15 protein-coding genes and 1 riboswitch are annotated in these 16,651 nt (G+C 42.6%); of the genes, 5 read left to right on the top strand and 10 right to left on the bottom strand.

Going from position 1 to position 16,651, the window contains the following annotated elements:
- Positions 1–157: 157 nt before the first annotated feature.
- Positions 158–1,861: an NFACT RNA binding domain-containing protein gene (locus LOSG293_RS04500; RefSeq protein ID WP_034527546.1), complete on the bottom strand. Its 1,704-nt coding sequence runs from the start codon at positions 1,859–1,861 to the stop codon at positions 158–160.
- A 160-nt stretch (positions 1,862–2,021) separates the two neighbouring features.
- Between LOSG293_RS04500 and LOSG293_RS04495 the strand changes: the two genes are divergently transcribed.
- From LOSG293_RS04495 to LOSG293_RS04475, 5 genes are all read left to right on the top strand, one after another.
- Positions 2,022–2,441: a MarR family winged helix-turn-helix transcriptional regulator gene (locus LOSG293_RS04495; protein ID WP_034527544.1), complete on the top strand. Its 420-nt coding sequence runs from the start codon at positions 2,022–2,024 to the stop codon at positions 2,439–2,441.
- A gap of 135 nt (positions 2,442–2,576) precedes the next feature.
- The gene (locus LOSG293_RS04490) at positions 2,577–3,443 is read left to right on the top strand and encodes a DegV family protein (RefSeq protein WP_034527541.1); all 867 of its coding nucleotides are present in this window, start codon (positions 2,577–2,579) and stop codon (positions 3,441–3,443) included.
- A gap of 50 nt (positions 3,444–3,493) precedes the next feature.
- Positions 3,494–3,590: riboswitch (THF riboswitch) on the top strand.
- Positions 3,591–3,621: 31 nt separating this feature from the next.
- The gene (locus LOSG293_RS04485; protein WP_369690584.1) at positions 3,622–4,158 is read left to right on the top strand and encodes a folate family ECF transporter S component; all 537 of its coding nucleotides are present in this window, start codon (positions 3,622–3,624) and stop codon (positions 4,156–4,158) included.
- A 140-nt stretch (positions 4,159–4,298) separates the two neighbouring features.
- Positions 4,299–5,828, top strand: coding sequence for an ABC transporter permease/substrate-binding protein (locus LOSG293_RS04480; RefSeq protein WP_034527537.1), 1,530 nt, complete (start codon positions 4,299–4,301; stop codon positions 5,826–5,828).
- A 1-nt stretch (position 5,829) separates the two neighbouring features.
- The gene (locus LOSG293_RS04475; RefSeq protein ID WP_034527534.1) at positions 5,830–6,801 is read left to right on the top strand and encodes an ABC transporter ATP-binding protein; all 972 of its coding nucleotides are present in this window, start codon (positions 5,830–5,832) and stop codon (positions 6,799–6,801) included.
- Between the two features lie 192 nt (positions 6,802–6,993).
- Here the strand turns inward: LOSG293_RS04475 and LOSG293_RS04470 are convergent, their stop codons facing one another.
- The 9 genes from LOSG293_RS04470 to parE all read right to left on the bottom strand — a co-directional run bounded on the left by LOSG293_RS04470 (position 6,994) and on the right by parE (position 16,501).
- Positions 6,994–7,392 (bottom strand): hypothetical protein, encoded by a 399-nt coding sequence (locus LOSG293_RS04470; RefSeq protein WP_034527531.1) that lies wholly within the window; start codon positions 7,390–7,392, stop codon positions 6,994–6,996.
- A gap of 20 nt (positions 7,393–7,412) precedes the next feature.
- Complete coding sequence (scrK, locus tag LOSG293_RS04465) at positions 7,413–8,300, bottom strand: fructokinase ScrK (protein WP_034527528.1); 888 nt, start codon at positions 8,298–8,300, stop codon at positions 7,413–7,415.
- Between the two features lie 108 nt (positions 8,301–8,408).
- Complete coding sequence (gene msrA, locus LOSG293_RS04460) at positions 8,409–8,924, bottom strand: peptide-methionine (S)-S-oxide reductase MsrA (protein ID WP_034527525.1); 516 nt, start codon at positions 8,922–8,924, stop codon at positions 8,409–8,411.
- A gap of 13 nt (positions 8,925–8,937) precedes the next feature.
- Complete coding sequence (msrB, locus tag LOSG293_RS04455; protein WP_034527522.1) at positions 8,938–9,372, bottom strand: peptide-methionine (R)-S-oxide reductase MsrB; 435 nt, start codon at positions 9,370–9,372, stop codon at positions 8,938–8,940.
- 70 nt (positions 9,373–9,442) lie between these two features.
- Positions 9,443–9,940 (bottom strand): phosphatidylglycerophosphatase A family protein, encoded by a 498-nt coding sequence (locus LOSG293_RS04450; RefSeq protein WP_034527518.1) that lies wholly within the window; start codon positions 9,938–9,940, stop codon positions 9,443–9,445.
- 73 nt (positions 9,941–10,013) lie between these two features.
- Positions 10,014–10,943 carry a manganese-dependent inorganic pyrophosphatase gene (locus LOSG293_RS04445; protein ID WP_034527515.1) on the bottom strand — a complete coding sequence of 310 codons (930 nt, stop codon included), beginning with the start codon at positions 10,941–10,943 and terminating at the stop codon, positions 10,014–10,016.
- A gap of 17 nt (positions 10,944–10,960) precedes the next feature.
- Entirely contained in the window at positions 10,961–11,923 is a 963-nt protein-coding gene (locus tag LOSG293_RS04440; RefSeq protein ID WP_034527512.1) for a LysR family transcriptional regulator, read from the bottom strand.
- Positions 11,924–12,049: 126 nt separating this feature from the next.
- Positions 12,050–14,467 (bottom strand): DNA topoisomerase IV subunit A, encoded by a 2,418-nt coding sequence (gene parC / locus LOSG293_RS04435; RefSeq protein WP_051907217.1) that lies wholly within the window; start codon positions 14,465–14,467, stop codon positions 12,050–12,052.
- Positions 14,468–14,539: 72 nt separating this feature from the next.
- Positions 14,540–16,501 (bottom strand): DNA topoisomerase IV subunit B, encoded by a 1,962-nt coding sequence (parE, locus tag LOSG293_RS04430; protein WP_034527507.1) that lies wholly within the window; start codon positions 16,499–16,501, stop codon positions 14,540–14,542.
- Positions 16,502–16,651: the final 150 nt, after the last annotated feature.

Below are 16,651 nucleotides of genomic sequence, written 5' to 3'. Positions count from 1 at the left end.
CTTTCTAATGATGCTTGTGGTGGGTGGATTTTAAGTATATGAGGCCATGGGCCTTTTTTTATGCAAAAAACCCTGTTAATAGAATATCACTTAAGATATCCATCAACAGGATTTAGTATAGAGCCAAAAAAATCTCAGATGCTTTTTTTGTAACAGATTATTTTGCCAATTGCTCAACTAAATGTTCGTCAGGTGTAACGAATACCGTCTTTTGGCCTTCATAGACAACAAAACCAGGCTTAGCACCATTAGGCTTCCGAATCTTTTTGACTTGGATGTAATCTACAGGTACCGTACTTGATTGGCGGCCTTTTGAGAAGTAAGCAGCTAGGTTGGCAGCTTCTAATAAGGTTTGTTCACTTGGATCACTATCATGGATAATGACGTGCGATCCGGGAATGTCCTTAACGTGAAGCCAAATGTCCGTTTTTTTAGCCGTTTTCAGCGTCAATTGGTCATTTTGAAGGTTGTTCTTGCCGACTTCAATAGCAGTGCCATCGCTAGCAGTGAATTGATCAGGCTTAGCCACTTTAGGTTTTCGAACTTTCTTCTTTTGACCTTTTTCATGATGGCGGAGATAACCACCTTCTTCAAGCTCTAACCGAATTTCAACTAAGTCACCAGGCTTAGCTAGCTCGATTTGAGACATGACGCTTTCCAGATAGGCAATTTCCTGTTTGGTTTCGGCTAATTGCTCGTTCACAAATTCCACGGCGGTTTGTAGCTTGTTGTACTTTTTAAAGAATTTTTGGGCATTTTGTGAGGGCGAAATTTGATTGGAAAGTGAAATCTTCAGGGGCTTTTCATCGTCATAAAAGTTAGGTAAGGTGATTTCAGTCATACCACGTTCAACCTGAGAAAGGTAAGTGGTCAAAATTTCACCTTTAATCCGATAATCATCCGCAGATTCAGTCTCTAGTAAAGTTTTATTGAGCTTCTTGACTTTATTGCGATTTTTCTTAAGTTCATTGTTAACAACATGGATTAACGTGCTACCTTGTTGTTGAACCCGATCTTTTTCGACTTTATCTTGGAAGTAAAAATCTAACAAGGCACTCAAACTGTCAAAACTCTGATTGTGCTCACTTTCAACATACGGAAAGGCGGAAAATTGCGTTTTGTTATTGGATAGTTCCGATAATGTTGGTTGTGGATGATCAAAGCCGGAGAAAAACGCTGCAAAGTTTTGAGTGGCATCGCCAGGCTCATGTAATTTTCTAGCTAAAGCCTTTGCCGTATCAGTTCCGAGACCCTGATAGGTATGTTGCAATTCCTTAGCCAGAACATCCTCGTTAGGGAATTGGCTAAGCATGTTGTTCAAGTCATCAGTATTTAGCTCAAACGGGTTAATCAAATCCTGTGCAGGTGGATTGATATAGGTACTACCAGGGAGCAAAGTTCGATACCGATTTTGGTCAGAGCCCACGTGCTTGATAGCATCTAGTACCGTCATGGTGGAGCGATCAATTAAAATGACATTACTGTGCCGAGCCATGATTTCGATAATCAACGTTAGCTCGATTTCATCTCCAAGTTCATTACGACTGGAGAAGGCAAAGTTCATCACACGATCATTATCGAGTTGAGTGACGTGTTTTAACACGGCACCACCGAGATATTTTCTTAACATCATCGTAAAGTTGGTTGGCTTTTCAGGATTGACGTAAGGAATCTGGGAGATTTGCGCCCGTGCATAAGTTGGATTTGCTGACAGCAATAATGGCAAGTTTTGTCGGTTGCTGCGAAAAGTCAGGACCACTTCGTTTGGGTAGGGTTGGCTAATTTTGGAAACGCGCGCCGATTGTAATTGGTTATTTAATTCTTGGGTCATGGAATGGGTAAATGCGCCATCAAAACTCACAATATCACATCTTTTCAAATTGTTTTTAGACTAACACATTACAGTATATCTGTCTTTTGTGTGGATAGAAAGGGAAGGGGTCCAAAGAAATTATTTAAGCAAAGATTGCATACTACAATTTAACTGATGTATAATACAACTAATGATTGGAGATGGTTTTATGGAGAGCAGTTTAAACATACTAAGAAGAATTGAACGTCTACATAAGCAACAACTCATGCGAGTGACGAAGCAGGCCAACCTGACAATTTCGGAGTGGGAACTATTAAATCGGGTAACTGCCGAAAATAATACACAGGAACTTTTATCTAAGTTAATGGATTTGGATACGTCGACGCTTAGTCGACAATTAAAGAACTTGGTAACCAAAGAAATGCTGGATAAGACAGCAACAGGTAAAGATCACCGTCAATTAATTTATGACGTTACGGAAAAAGGTGATCAGGCAAAGGCAAGCATTCAAGAACAGGTTCAACGTCTGGATACGACCATCTTCGAGCACTGGTCTGACGAAGAAAAACAACTACTTCAGATTTTGCTGAACCGATTGGCCAAAAGTGTTAATCGAATCGAAGCCTAATTTGATTTAAAGCGTTTTCTGAGGGACGATTTAATTTGTCAGAATGGGTTGAGTGCGATACTATGTTTCTATTGTATTAGATTTCTGGCAATTATTACGATCGATTATTCAAAGAAAACCAAAGTAGGTGTTTAAATGAAAATCGCTGTAGTTACTGACAGCACGAGTTATCTTTCAAAAGAAGAAGTTGAAAGGTACAATATTCATGTTGTGCCCATTCCAGTTATCATGGATGGACGCTCTATCAACGAAGGCGTTGATATTTCGACGGAAGAATTTTACCAACAATTAAAGGTATCACAGTCATTTCCAAGTACATCACAACCACCTTTGGGTGAAATGATTAACCTATATAATCAACTTGCAGCTGACGGTTATGATGCCGTTATTAGTATTCATCTGGCTAGCACAATTTCTGGTTTTGTTAATCAGCTGAAGAATATTGCGCCCACAATTGAGGGTATCAAAGTGATTCCGTATGATTCTCAAATTACGGTTAAGTTGATGGGTTACTTAGCTATCGAAGCGGCCAAAATGACGCAACGTGGCGAAGAAGTTGATGCTATTTTGACAAGACTAGACGATTTGCGGGATTCCATGGATGAATTATTTATTGTGGACGATTTGCAGAACCTAGTTCGTGGTGGTCGACTTTCAAATGCTTCAGCCTTTATTGGTAGTGTTTTAAAGATTAAGCCATTATTGACCTTCGACGATAATAGTCACGAAATCGTCGCCTTTGAGAAGGTTAGATCACGGAAAAAGGCTTTGGCACGGGTAGAAACCCTTTTTGCGGAAGCTTATGCTAAAGCGGACTATCCGCTTAGAGCGTTGGTAATTCATGCTAATGATGAAGCAGCAGGTCAGTCTTGGCGAGAAGCCATTAAAACGCAATATCCTGATATGACGGTCGATTTTAGCTATTTTGGGCCCGTTATTGGCACCCATTTAGGCGAAAAAGCGCTAGCACTAGCTTGGTTAAAGGACTTCGACAAGGCCTAAGGATTGGTTCAATGATAAAAGTGTGGTAGAGTATTCAAGGTAACAAAATAAACGGAGTAGGAATCAATGCGTAAAGTGCCGATGGAACGGAATGTGAACATTGGACGAAAAGCAGTTGCTTGCGATATTGGTTCCGCATTCGCCGCCTAACCGTGGCAGCTCTATTATCTATTAGGAGATGCTTTATTTGAAAACTTTAGATTTAGGCCTTAACAGGCTCAGTACGCGTAAGACCGCCGTTCTTGGGGTATTAATGGCTTTGCAACTGATTCTTAGTCGTTTCAGTTTGAGTCCAACCCCAATGTTTCGGCTTAGCTTCACTTTTGTCGCAACCGTCTTGATGGCAATTTGGGTGGGCCCACTTTGGGCCAGTGCAGCTTCTGCACTAACTGACATCATTGGCACCTTAATGATGGGAACCCCATATTTTGTTGGTTTTACCATTTCGGCAATGCTAGGCGCATTTATTTACGGGGTGTTTCTATACGAACAGAAGCCATCTGTTTGGCGTATTATTGCTTCTCAGATTCTCGTTGCTTTAATTGTTAATCTAGTTTTGAATACATTATGGCTAACTTTAATGTATCAAACCCCATTCTGGGCGTTATTACCAGCTAGAGGGCTGAAAGAATTAATTTCAACACCAATTCAAATTATCATTGTGTATATTATCTTAAAAAATTCGACGGTTCGCAATCTAGGGAATCGACTCTGATGACACGAGCTCATAACAACTTGCCTGTTGTTACGAGCTTTTTTTATTTTTCGGAGCGAACTTTTTTGGTGCGTTTGATGAATCTGGTATTATGGAAGTATTAATGAAGATAAATATGGAATGCAATGAGGGGTAATGGCATGGGCGAATTAGTGGCAACATTTGAAAAAAATCGGGCGGGCTTAGGAACGGCTCTGCTGCAACATATCGGGATTTCCGCAGTGTCACTCATTATTGCGATGCTGATTGCGATTCCGTTGGCAATTTACTCCATTCGCCACAAACGATTAGCAAACGTCTTGTTGCAGGTTGCAGGGGTGCTGCAGACGATTCCATCGCTAGCACTCCTAGGCTTACTAATTCCAGTTGTGGGAATTGGTAACGTACCAGCAATCATTGCACTTGTTGTTTACGCGTTATTACCAATTTATCAAAATACGTATGTCGGGTTGAACAATATCGATCCTTCACTAGAAGAGGCAGCCGAAGCATTCGGCATGTCGCGGGGGCAGAAATTGACCCGAATTGAGCTGCCAATTGCAATGCCAGTGATTATTTCTGGTATTCGAACAGCCATGGTCCTGATTATTGGAACGGCTACCCTGGCCGCCCTAATTGGTGCAGGGGGACTAGGGACCTTTATCTTGTTGGGAATTAACCGAAATGAACCGATGTTAACATTCCTGGGTGCTTTAGCAGCCGCCTTATTAGCCATTGCCTTCAGCGTTCTTATTCAGGTGTTGCAGAAGGTTAAGCCTAAAACTCTAGGTATTTTTGTTCTCGTCTTTGCAGTCTTATTAGGCGGGGGTATTGGCTATAGTCGCTATCAGGCGTCGAGACCAACTGTTACCATTGCCGGGAAGTTAGGCTCTGAGCCGGATATTTTAATTGAAATGTACCGACAGTTAATTAAAGATGATGCGCCAAGCATCAACGTCAAACTAAAACCCAATTTTGGGCAAACCAGTTTTTTATTCTCGGCATTGAAAAATGATCAAATTAGTCTCTATCCCGAATTTAGTGGTACGGTTCTTGAAAGCCTCGTGCATACTGATGTAAAAGCCAATCAGAAGTCCGCCAAGCAAACCTATCGTTTAGCTAAGAAAGAGTTGCAACAGCAGTATCATATGACTTACCTAAAGCCCATGGCCTATAACAACACGTACGCTCTGGTCGTTAAAAAGTCATTTGCTAAGCGGTACAGTCTGACCAAGATTTCTGATTTAAACCGCATTTCAGCAAAATTACACGGTGGTTTTGATCTTGAATTCATCGATCGTAATGATGGCTTTAAAGGCATCCAAAAAATTTACAAGCTAAACTTCTCTAAGATTTCAATGGACGCTGATTTACGTTATCAGGCAATTGATCAAGGTAAAATTAATATTACTGATGGCTATACCACAGACGCGCAACTTCGCCAGTTTAACCTGGTCGCTTTAAAGGACGACCAGCACTTATTCCCAGTTTACCAAGGTGCGCCCTTGATTAGTAAAGAAACACTGAAGGCCTATCCTGGTATCAAAAAGAGTTTGAACAAACTTGCTAATCAGATTACAGATGAGGAGATGCAAGACATGAATTATCAAGTTAGTGTCAAACATCGCTCTGCTAAATCTGTGGCACACAAGTATTTACAAAGCCATCACTTGTTAAAGGCGGGTGACTAAAATGACAAATAACCTCATTGAATTTAAAAACGTTTCAAAACAATTCCCTGATAAATCCGCCGTCGCTAATTTCAACTTGTCGATAGCAGATGGCGAACTGTTCGTTTTAGTTGGACCATCCGGAAGCGGTAAGACGACTACTTTAAAGATGATAAATGGTCTTGAGCGACCGACTGGAGGTTCGATTGTATTTGACGGAAAAGAACTTGTATCATACAATATCAGACAACTGCGCTGGCAGATTGGCTATGTACTTCAACAGATCGCGTTATTTCCAAATTTGACTGTTGCCCAGAATATCTCACTAATATCAGAGATTCAGCATCGGATTAAAACAAAGGAAGCCAAGAAAACGCTCGTCAGCGACGCGCTAAGCAGCGTTAACCTCGATCCAGCGGTTTACGCAGAGCGCATGCCTCACGAGCTATCGGGCGGTGAACAGCAACGAATTGGTATTCTGCGAGCGTTTGCCTCCAATCCACGAGTTGTTTTGATGGATGAAGCGTTTAGTGCGTTAGATCCAATTTCCCGAAACCAGTTGCAAAACCTTGTGCTTAAAATGCACGAAGAGACGCACACCACAATTGTTTTTGTCACGCACGACATGAATGAAGCACTTAAGTTAGGCGATCGCATTGGGGTCATGAACAACGGTGAATTGCTACAAGTTGGTACACCAACAGAGATTGCACAGCAACCAGCGAATGAACTGGTGTCCAAGTTATTTGCGAACAGTGGCTCAGAAGACGTTTATCAAACGTACCTTGGCCGGATTGGGACGCTTGGGTATTATGTGGGTCAACCAGAGGATCAGCTGACAGAAAAGCTGGCTGAAAATGACACACTGGGTGATGGTTTACAGGTATTAGCAAATAATAAGGTCATTGAAATTGTATTGAATAATGAGACTAAGGGATTCTTAACGAGTCAAAGTATCATTAACTTTCTAAATGATCATCAAGTTGATAAGTAATCGTCAGAGCCAAACCGAATCTGGTTTGGCTTTTTTGTTATCAACAATTAGTAGCGGGTGAGTGATGAATTTGGTGAGTTGGAAAATATTTCTTTCTAGTTTACATAATATATATTATCCAAAGTAGACTAAACAACAAAAAATAACAGCATTCAACAGATTTCGCCGAATCCCGCTATTCTTTTAATACGATTATTTATCTGTTTTATCAGATGATTTGTGTGGCACTGTTGTAAATTTGTTGTTTGCTAGTACCGCATAAATGCCAATAACTACGCCGACAATTCCGACAACCATCAATGAAACGCCTGTTATTCCGTGAAAGCTCATAAAACCACTGAATGCAAACGTCAACGAAATTACGACCGCAAAAATATTGATCAGCGTCAAAATGATTTTAATGGTCCCGGTATCCGTTAATAACCATAAAATGATCGTATAAACGCCAATATAGCTAATAATTGTGACCCATGGTCGATAACTTGTTAATGCAACCGAACTTGCTGCGTTTGGCACTAAGCCTTCAATTATCGTGCCTAAGCACAAGCACAGCATCACGATCATTGATGACACTCTAATTTTCTTATTCATGTCTGGTGAACTCCATTCGTTTAGGACTCTTGTAATTGATTATAGAGCGATTCTGCTAAGTAAAAGTTGCCGAGTGTGGCTGAGCCGTTATCTGGCACTCTGGGCAGCGTTAAGTAGTCCTGCAAATCGCCAACATCAAGATAGTTGTTCATGAGCGAATTGAAATGGCGTCTGACAACCTCTAGGAAGCGCTCTGACGTCACACCACCACCGAACACAATTTTACCCGGCCGTAGCATTAACGTGACCTGAAGCGCTGCCTGAGCGATGTAGTAAGCCATGATTTCCCAAACCTCGTTATCAAATGGGACATCTTGCCCCTTTTGCCCTAATCTTGCTTCAAAAGTAGGTCCTGCAACCAATCCTTCAAGACAATCGCCGTGAAATGGGCAAATTCCTTTGAAATCGAGGTCATGAGGATGACGTTTAAGGCGCACATGGCCCATTTCTGGATGACCTTGATCACCGAGAAACTGGCCATTTAAAACGAAACCAGCACCAACGCCAGTCCCAATTGTGTAGTAAGCAAGCGACTTAATGTTGCTATGAGCCGCTTCTTCTACTTTAAATTCACCATAAGCCGATCCATTAACGTCTGTTGTCCAGTAAATTGGGACATTCAAAGCTGCTTTAATGGTACCGAGAAAGTCTACGTTTGACCAATTAGGTTTTGGTGTGTTCGTCACATAACCGTAGTTTGGGGCTTCAGGCCGAATTTCAATCGGTCCAAACGATGAGATGGAAATCGCATCGATATCAGGAAACTGACGAAAATAATCAATTGTTCGCTGAAAAGTTGGTTCTGGGTCCGTTGTTGGAAACGTCATTTTATCAATTAAATTGTGTTGCTCATCACCAACTGCGCACACAAACTTCGTGCCACCCGCTTCAATACTGCCAAATTGCATTGTCTCACTCCTAAGTCCTGTTTCTATTAGTTTATAGCTTTTAGTAAGCGGGTTCAATGCTTATCTGAACCCGATAAAAAAGATCGCGTAATTGCGATCTTAATGGTTTTAATTCCAGTGTTGTTCTTTGAACTGCTCACGGCCGCCTTGTTCCTCAAGCGCATAACGTGCGGGATTCTTCTTGTAGAACTGTTGGTGTTCCTCTTCAGCAACATAGAATGGCTTGGCATCTTCAATGCTGGTGACGATTGGATCATCAAATAGTTCGCTTTCCTGAAGTTTTTTCTTTGAAGCTTCAGCAATCTGCCGTTGCTCGTCGTTGTTGACGAAAATGACCGGACGGTAGTTATCGCCACGGTCTTGGAATTGGCCCATAGCATCAGTTGGATCCGTTTGTTGCCAATAGATCTCAACTAGTTTGTCGTACGACACGACATCTGGATCATAAGTGATTTCAACTGCTTCGGTATGGCCAGTTGTGTGTGAGCTAACTTGCTCGTAAGTTGGGTTAGCCACGTGACCACCCGTATAGCCAGATAAAACCTTTTTGATACCGGGTTGATCTTCAAATGGTTGCACCATGCACCAGAAACAACCACCCGCAAATACTGCTTTTTCTTCCATGCCTTGTTCGCTCCTATTCAAATAATTTCTGATAATCCTTGTAGCCTTGGTCTGCTAAGTCGCTGACTGGAACGAAACGAAGCGCGGCCGAGTTAATACAAAAACGTTTACCGCCTGCTTCGGTTGGCCCATCGTCAAAAACGTGACCTAAGTGAGAATTGGCGTTTTTACTACGTACTTCCTCGCGAACCATACCAAATGATGTATCAGTCTCGGAATTAAGCGCTGCTTTGTCGATTGGTTTAGTAAATGATGGCCAGCCACAACCTGCGTCGTATTTATCGCGTGAACTAAATAATGGCTCACCACTCACAATATCGACATAGATGCCGTCTTCATAAAAATCATCGTATTGACCGCTAAATGGACGTTCGGTGGCTGCGTGCTGTGTTACTTCAAATGCTTCCTCTGATAAACGTTGCTTTAAATCCTTTTCAGACTCTGCCAACTCAATCACCTCGTCTTTTTTAATGTAACTTTCATTTTATAACTTATCAGCCAATTTGCAAGGATTCGACTTAGGCATATTCGTGAGCGATTTTGGCGGAAACGGCGGTTGCAATTGCCCCCACAATATCATCGATAAACGTGTTAATGTGCTTAGAATTACGATCTAGCGACGCAATTTTACCGGTCTTCTCTTTATCTAGGAACCCAAAGTTGGTGACGCCGATGGTCCCATAAATGTTGGCCATGTTCAGCGCAAGCCCTTCATCGACACCAAAAACGGAAGCGTCATTAGCGATGATATCCTGCAGTGGTTGCTCCAGCTTCTTTTCAGTAGCTAAGCGGTCAAGTTCCAAACCAACCATCGCATTATTCAAAATTTCGCGTTTGTGCAGCACGTCGATTGTGTTCTTCACGTATTGCTCCAGCGGAATCGATGGATGGAACTTCTTTTGAGTTTCTTTCGCGATTTCCGCAATATCATTAATTGTGATGCCACGTTCTTCGAGTCGATTAACCACGAATTCGTAGGCCTTCGTATCAGGGAATTTGTAATTTAAGTTGTACATTATAAGCCCTCCATCTGGATACAACAAAACCACCCATATTAGGTGGCCTTATTTTTATTTACTGAACATCAATTTACTTTTCAAAAGCATCTTGCAATGGTGGTACAACTTGTTTCTTTCGTGATACGACGCCTGGCAAGCTCATCCGACCATCTTCAAATTTAGCGTTAAATGCAGCTTCAACGGGCTCAGTAGGATCGCCAGAAACAAACAATACTGAGTTACTGTCTAAAACGTTAGTTGCGAGGGTTAGGAATAAATCATAACCTTCTGAGGCACGTTCAGCATCCATCGCAGCAACTAAACCGGCTTGGCGACTGATAACGTCTTGTAAGTCAACTGTGTTCACTTGACCGATACGGACTGATTTGTCAGCCATAGTAAATGACTTGGCGTCACCATCAACTAATTCCTTGTCTGACTTAGAATCCAAGTCAGTTCCGGCCTTCAACATCTTGATACCGTATGCTTCGTAATCGATGTCAGCAATTTCAGCTAACGTCTTAACGGCAATCTTGTCGGCTTCAGTTGTTGTTGGTGATTGGAGTAACAACGTATCAGAAATGATAGCAGAAAGCATCAAACCAGCTAATTGGGCTGGAATTTCAACTTTTTCTTCATCAAACATCTTCGTCAAGATTGTGCTGGTACAGCCAACTGGTTCTGAACGGTAGAACAAAGGTGCTGATGTGTTGAAGTTAGCAATCCGGTGATGGTCAACAACGTGCGTTACTTGTAAGTCTTCGATGTCTGAAATACTTTGTTGTGGTTCGTTGTGATCCACAAGCATGACACTCTCAACTTCTGACTTAGCTTCAGTCACCACGCGTGGTGCTGGTTCGTCGAAGTAATTCAAAACAAAGTTAGTTTCGGCGTTTGGTTCGCCTAATGCAACGGCTTCAACGTCTAAACCTAGCTTGTTTTGTAGGTAGGCATAGGCCTTAGCTGCGACGATTGCGTCGGTATCTGGATTTTGGTGACCAAAAACTAATTCTTTAGACATGTAAAATTTCCCCTTTATTATTTATTAAGATTCAAATCTTTTAAACGAGTGAAGTAATCCTCGGTTTTTAAGTATTCATCAAACTGGGCTAAGAAGCGGCCAATGCGAGGAATCTTATCCTTCCCTTTTCTGAAGACAAAGGCTAAATCGAAATTAATATTGGGATCAAATTTAGCGGTCCAGGTATCCTTCAATTCACCTTGTCCCATCATGAAGGAGTTTGGTAATGCAGTGTACGTATTGGTTTCCATTGAGAACCTTAGAATCTGGCGTGGTGTTGTGAAGTTGGCAACCGCACTTGGAATATTCACTAATTCGTTTTTGTAAGCTTCGCGAATCGTTTGGTTCAAGTAGTAGTTGCTTGGATACATGACCCAAGGCCGATCCATTGTATCTACCAACTTAACCTTTTTCTTTTTAGCCAGCTGCTCGTCGTGATGAATGAACAATAGATCATCACTCACAATCTTCTTTGATTCATATGGCTTCCAGTTCTTGATAGATTCATCTGGTAAGTACATGACCGCAAGATCAATGTTGTTGTTCTCTAAACGGTCCCAGATTTCTTTTCGCGTTAACATGTGGAAACTAATCTTCACATCGGGATTTTCCCGGTATGACTGAATCGCAAATTTTTCTAAGACACTGTCCTCGGTTGAAGCAAGAATCCCAATGCTAATGTTACCCTGAGTCGCACTGGTTGATTGTTGAATTTCGTCGGTCGCCTTGTTAAGCACCTCGTAAATATCCTTCGTGGCACTAAGCATGGTAAATCCGGCATCCGTCAATCTAAGCTTCTTACCAACTGAGTAAAATAAGCTGGCACCAACTGTTTTTTCAAGTTTTTTAATTTGTTGCGTTAAGGCTGGTTGAGTAATCCCCAAGATTTGAGCAGCCTGAGTATAGTTCATTGTCTCAGCTAATTGGAGAAAATAAGTTAATGTTTTCGATGAGAAGATACTGTCTTGTTTAGTCTTCATGGCAATCCTCCTAGTAGGTTTCATTATAAAGTACGCAATTCTATTAGTACATACTTATGATAACCTCTAGGTCATAAAATGCAACAGATATGTGCTTTCTTAAGATAATACCAGACTTTATTAAGCTTAATTAACGACTGGTCCCATCATTTTCGTGCGGATTTGCGTTGGCGTACCCTCAGTATCAACATCGATCACAAATGAACCATTTGAGTAACGACCGCCTACCGGATGATCACCAGGTAGAATGTCATGAATGAGTCCCCTGGTGGTAATCACTTCAAGCGGTGTCGTGTCACTTTCCAATTTAATGAAGTCGACAATCTCATGTGAGTTGGACTTCAATTCTCGAAGGACCATGACCCCTTTACGAGCACGACTGGTACTTGGAATTTCTTCGGTTGGTAGTTTCTTAAACGATCCACGTTGCGTAATCATTGCGACAACATCATCGTCATGAACCAACTGAACGTCGACGACTTCATCTTCATCACGTAAGTCCATCGACTTAACCCCGGTTGTGCGTGCGCCATTCACTGGAACTTCGGTCAGGTCATACTTAAGGCCTTGCCCTTTGCGAGACATTAGCAGGATTGAATCAGTTGAAACGAGTCCCTCTGGCTGTTGTGGCATGTAGATGACATTGACCACTCGCGTTTGATCCGTCTTGGTCTTTTCATAGGTCATGGCGCGTTTCTTGTAAGTTCGACCTGGTGTTAAAGCTGCAAATTCGGTTTGCTTGATATAGCCATCATTAGTGGCAATGAGGAAATGACCTGCTTCTTTAAGCGTCTTGAACGCGTGCGTTGCCACAATTTCCTCATCGCTATCTAAACCAATCGTTTGGGAAATATGCTCACCAGTATCTTTCCACTTTGCGTCCGTAATTTCATAAACGGGACGATAGATTAGATTACCTTTGGAAGTGAACATGAATAGATGGTTCAACGTCGTGAGCTTCTGCAAGAAGATTGGGAAATCGTCTTCCTTTAACCCATTTTCGGACTCATCCGAAGCTTTGAATGAACGAATTCCAGTCCGTTTCAAGTAGCCATCATGACTAACTTGAACGATAACTTCTTCATCCGCTATCATCACTTTGGTATCAACCTTCAGATCTTCGATTTGATCTTGGATTTCGGTTCTTCGTGGATTGCGGTATTCCTTCGCTACGTCCTTGAGTTCCTTACGTAGAACCCGGTTGAGTTCCTTTTCATCCGCTAAAATCGCCTTGAATTCGGCGATGGACTTGTGTAACTCATCGGATTCTTGTCGTAACTGGGTCACATCGGTGTTGGTCAACCGGTAAAGTTGCAAAGCAACAATAGCGTCAGCTTGCGCTTCAGAGAAGTCGTAAGCTTTAACCAGATTGTCTCTAGCATCTTTTCGGTTATTACTTGCCCGAATCGTCTTGATGACTTGATCCAAGATTGAAAGTGCCTTAATCAGTCCTTCCACAATGTGGACACGGTCCTGGGCTTTTTTCAAATTGAACTCAGTCCGACGTTTGATGACGTCGCGTTGGTGATCAAGATACGAAACAAGTGCTGTCTTTAATGAAACCCGTTCTGGACGCTTCTTGTTAATAGCAACCATGTTGAAATGGTATGTGACTTGCAACTCGGTGTTCTTAAACAAGTAGTTCAGAATCCCTTGTGCATCTGCGTCCCGCTTCAATTCAATTGCAATTGACAATCCATCACGATCAGATTCATCACGAACTTCTGAAATGCCTTCAATTTTCTTATTAAGGCGAATTTCATCAATCCGTTTAACTAAGACGGCCTTATTCACTTCATATGGAATTTCGGTCACCTTAATTTGGGACTTGTTCCCGCGAAGTGGTTCGATGCTAGTTTTAGAACGAACGACAATCCGTCCCTTACCAGTTTCGTAGGCTTTCCTAATTTCATCGACACCCTGAATAATGGCACCAGTTGGAAAATCAGGACCTTTGACGAATTGCATCAGGTCGACGACTTCTGCTTTAGGGTGACTCAGTAAGTAAATCAAAGCATCAATCACTTCACCTAAGTTATGAGGTGGAATGTCCGTTGCGTAACCGGCAGAAATCCCGGTCGCGCCATTGACCAGTAGGTTTGGAAACTTTGCAGGTAAAACGGTTGGTTCATACTCGGTGTCATCAAAGTTGAGCACCATATCAACGGTGTCTTTATCGATGTCCTTTAAGAGTTCATTGGCAATTTTGCTAAGACGTGCTTCGGTATAACGCATTGCGGCGGCTGGATCACCATCCATCGAACCGTTATTACCGTGCATCTCAACAAGTGGTTCCCGCACCTTCCAGTCTTGACTCATCCGGGTTAAGGCTTCATAGATTGAGCTATCACCATGAGGGTGAAAATTACCCATGACGTTACCCACGGATTTGGCAGACTTTCTAAATGCTTTGTCATGCGTGTTGTCATCTTTATTCATGGCGAACAAGATCCGTCGCTGTACTGGCTTCAAGCCATCACGTATATCAGGTAAGGCACGTTCCTGAATGATGGACTTGGAGTAGCGACTGAATCGTTCACCCATGACGTCTTCTAACGTTATTTCTTCAATTTTTTGTCCTTCAGCCACGTTCGTTTATCGCTCCTTTACATTCAGTTAAACGTTGCTTTCGGTCGTATCCAAGATACTGCCTTCTTCTTCAAGCGTGAATTTGACGTTGTCTTCAATCCACTTCCGACGTGGTTCAACCTTGTCACCCATTAACGTGGTAACCCGACGTTCTGCCAAAGCAGCGTCTTTGATTCGAACCCGAATCAGTGTCCGATCGTCTGGATTCATCGTAGTTTCCCACAATTGTTCAGCATCCATTTCACCAAGACCCTTGAATCGTTGGAGCTTGTAGCCTTTTCCAACTTCTTTTGTTTCTTGTTCCAATTCACCGTCTGTCCAAGCATAACGCTCGATGGCGGACTTACCAGTTCCCTTTTGAATCTTGTAAAGTGGTGGTAAGGCGATGTAAACATGACCCGCATCAATCATCGGTCTCATATACTTGTAGAAGAACGTGAGGAGGAGAATTTGAATATGGGCACCATCGTCATCGGCATCGGTCATGATAATAATCTTGTCGTAGTTAGCGTCTTCAATATTGAATTCTGGTCCAACGCCCGCACCAATCGTGTAAATCATGGTGTTAATTTCTTCGTTTTTCATAATGTCTTGAAGCTTGGCTCGCTCGGTATTCAAGACTTTTCCACGTAATGGCAAAATGGCTTGATACTTCCGGTTACGGCCTTGCTTAGCAGAACCACCGGCAGAATCCCCTTCGACTAGGAAAAGTTCATTCTTGGTCGAGTCCTTGGATTGTGCTGGTGTGAGTTTTCCGGATAACAGGCGTTCCTGTTTCTTATGATTCTTTCCGGTACGGCTCTCATCACGAGCCTTACGTGCGGCTTCCCGCGCAGTTCGAGCTCGTAACGCCTTATGAATTAGCATTTTAGCAAATTCACCGTTTTCCATCAGGTAGTAACCTAGTTGCTCAGCAACCACATTGTCCACGATGGAACGGGCTTCTGGCGTTCCTAATTTTTCTTTGGTTTGTCCTTCAAACTGGAGTAGTTCTTCAGGGACTCGTAGTGAAATGACCGCAGAAAGCCCTTCTCGAACGTCAGATCCTTCCAGATTTTTGTCTTTGGCTTTCAGTAGTTCAGTTTTGCGAGCATATTCGTTAAACGCCTTTGTCCAGGCCGAACGCATACCAGCTTCATGAGTGCCACCATCCTTAGTTCGGACGTTATTAACGAATGACAACAGGGTTTCCGAATAGCCGTCATTGTATTGGGCCGCAACTTCAACTTCGACGCCTTCCTTGGTGCCATCAAAATACATGACATCGCCTAAGGTATCCTTATCTTCGTTTAAGTAACTCACAAATTCTTTAATACCATCTTCAAAATGGAAGACTTCAGTGCGTTCCTGACCTTCGCGTTCGTCAGTCAACGTAATCTTCACACCCTTGAGTAAGAAGGCCGATTCCTTGAGTCGTTCTTCTAGGGTCCCAAAGTTAAAGACCGTGGTGGTGAAGATACTAGTATCTGGTTTGAACGTAATCGTTGTTCCGGTATGGTCCTTAGTCTTGCCCTGTTTGACAAGGGTTGTGGCAGGTTTACCGCCATCTTTGAATTCTTGGCGGTACTTGATGCCGTCACGCACGATGGTCACGACTAATCGGCTCGAAAGTGCATTAACGACACTTGAACCGACCCCATGTAAACCACCGGATGTCTTATAGCCTCCCTGGCCAAACTTTCCCCCAGCATGTAGCACGGTCAAAATAACTTCAGGCGTTGGTTTACCTGACGCATGCATTCCCACAGGCATTCCCCGTCCATGGTCAACGACCGTGATGCTGTTATCTGAATGAATCGTGACGTTAATCTCGTCACCGTAGCCGGCTAAAGCCTCATCAACAGCATTATCGACGATTTCGTAGACCAAATGGTGCAGGCCTCGTCCATCCGTCGAACCGATATACATTCCTGGCCTTTTACGAACGGCGTCTAATCCCTCTAATATTTGAATAGAAGAATCATCATATTGCGCTTTGTTCTTTGCCACGCGTAAAAACCCCTTTCATATTTCAATCTTTATTATCATAACTTATTTCTAGCGCTTTGGAAAGAGCTTTCAGAGCACTTGGCGAACATTTGTTTGCCGGGTGGCTGTCCATAATTTTCGTTGGACCCCCAGTATAAACATGGTAAAATG

It is taken from the genome of Secundilactobacillus oryzae JCM 18671 (genome assembly GCF_000740055.1).
In the GTDB taxonomy this organism is placed as follows: Bacteria; Bacillota; Bacilli; order Lactobacillales; family Lactobacillaceae; genus Secundilactobacillus; species Secundilactobacillus oryzae.
This window is presented reverse-complemented; position numbering and strand designations above follow the sequence as displayed.

Bases quoted from the DNA above. Each gene is read 5' to 3' on its own strand.
- LOSG293_RS04450 (WP_034527518.1), bottom strand. From the start codon at position 9,940: ATGTACAACTTAAATTACAAATTCCCTGATACGAAGGCCTACGAATTC.
- scrK (WP_034527528.1), bottom strand. From the start codon at position 8,300: ATGCAATTTGGCAGTATTGAAGCGGGTGGCACGAAGTTTGTGTGCGCA.
- LOSG293_RS04470 (WP_034527531.1), bottom strand. From the start codon at position 7,392: ATGAATAAGAAAATTAGAGTGTCATCAATGATCGTGATGCTGTGCTTG.
- LOSG293_RS04495 (WP_034527544.1), top strand. From the start codon at position 2,022: ATGGAGAGCAGTTTAAACATACTAAGAAGAATTGAACGTCTACATAAG.
- LOSG293_RS04480 (WP_034527537.1), top strand. From the start codon at position 4,299: ATGGGCGAATTAGTGGCAACATTTGAAAAAAATCGGGCGGGCTTAGGA.
- msrA (WP_034527525.1), bottom strand. From the start codon at position 8,924: ATGGAAGAAAAAGCAGTATTTGCGGGTGGTTGTTTCTGGTGCATGGTG.
- LOSG293_RS04485 (WP_369690584.1), top strand. From the start codon at position 3,622: ATGCTTTATTTGAAAACTTTAGATTTAGGCCTTAACAGGCTCAGTACG.
- LOSG293_RS04445 (WP_034527515.1), bottom strand. From the start codon at position 10,943: ATGTCTAAAGAATTAGTTTTTGGTCACCAAAATCCAGATACCGACGCA.
- LOSG293_RS04475 (WP_034527534.1), top strand. From the start codon at position 5,830: ATGACAAATAACCTCATTGAATTTAAAAACGTTTCAAAACAATTCCCT.
- LOSG293_RS04440 (WP_034527512.1), bottom strand. From the start codon at position 11,923: ATGAAGACTAAACAAGACAGTATCTTCTCATCGAAAACATTAACTTAT.
- parC (WP_051907217.1), bottom strand. From the start codon at position 14,467: ATGGGTGAACGATTCAGTCGCTACTCCAAGTCCATCATTCAGGAACGT.
- LOSG293_RS04490 (WP_034527541.1), top strand. From the start codon at position 2,577: ATGAAAATCGCTGTAGTTACTGACAGCACGAGTTATCTTTCAAAAGAA.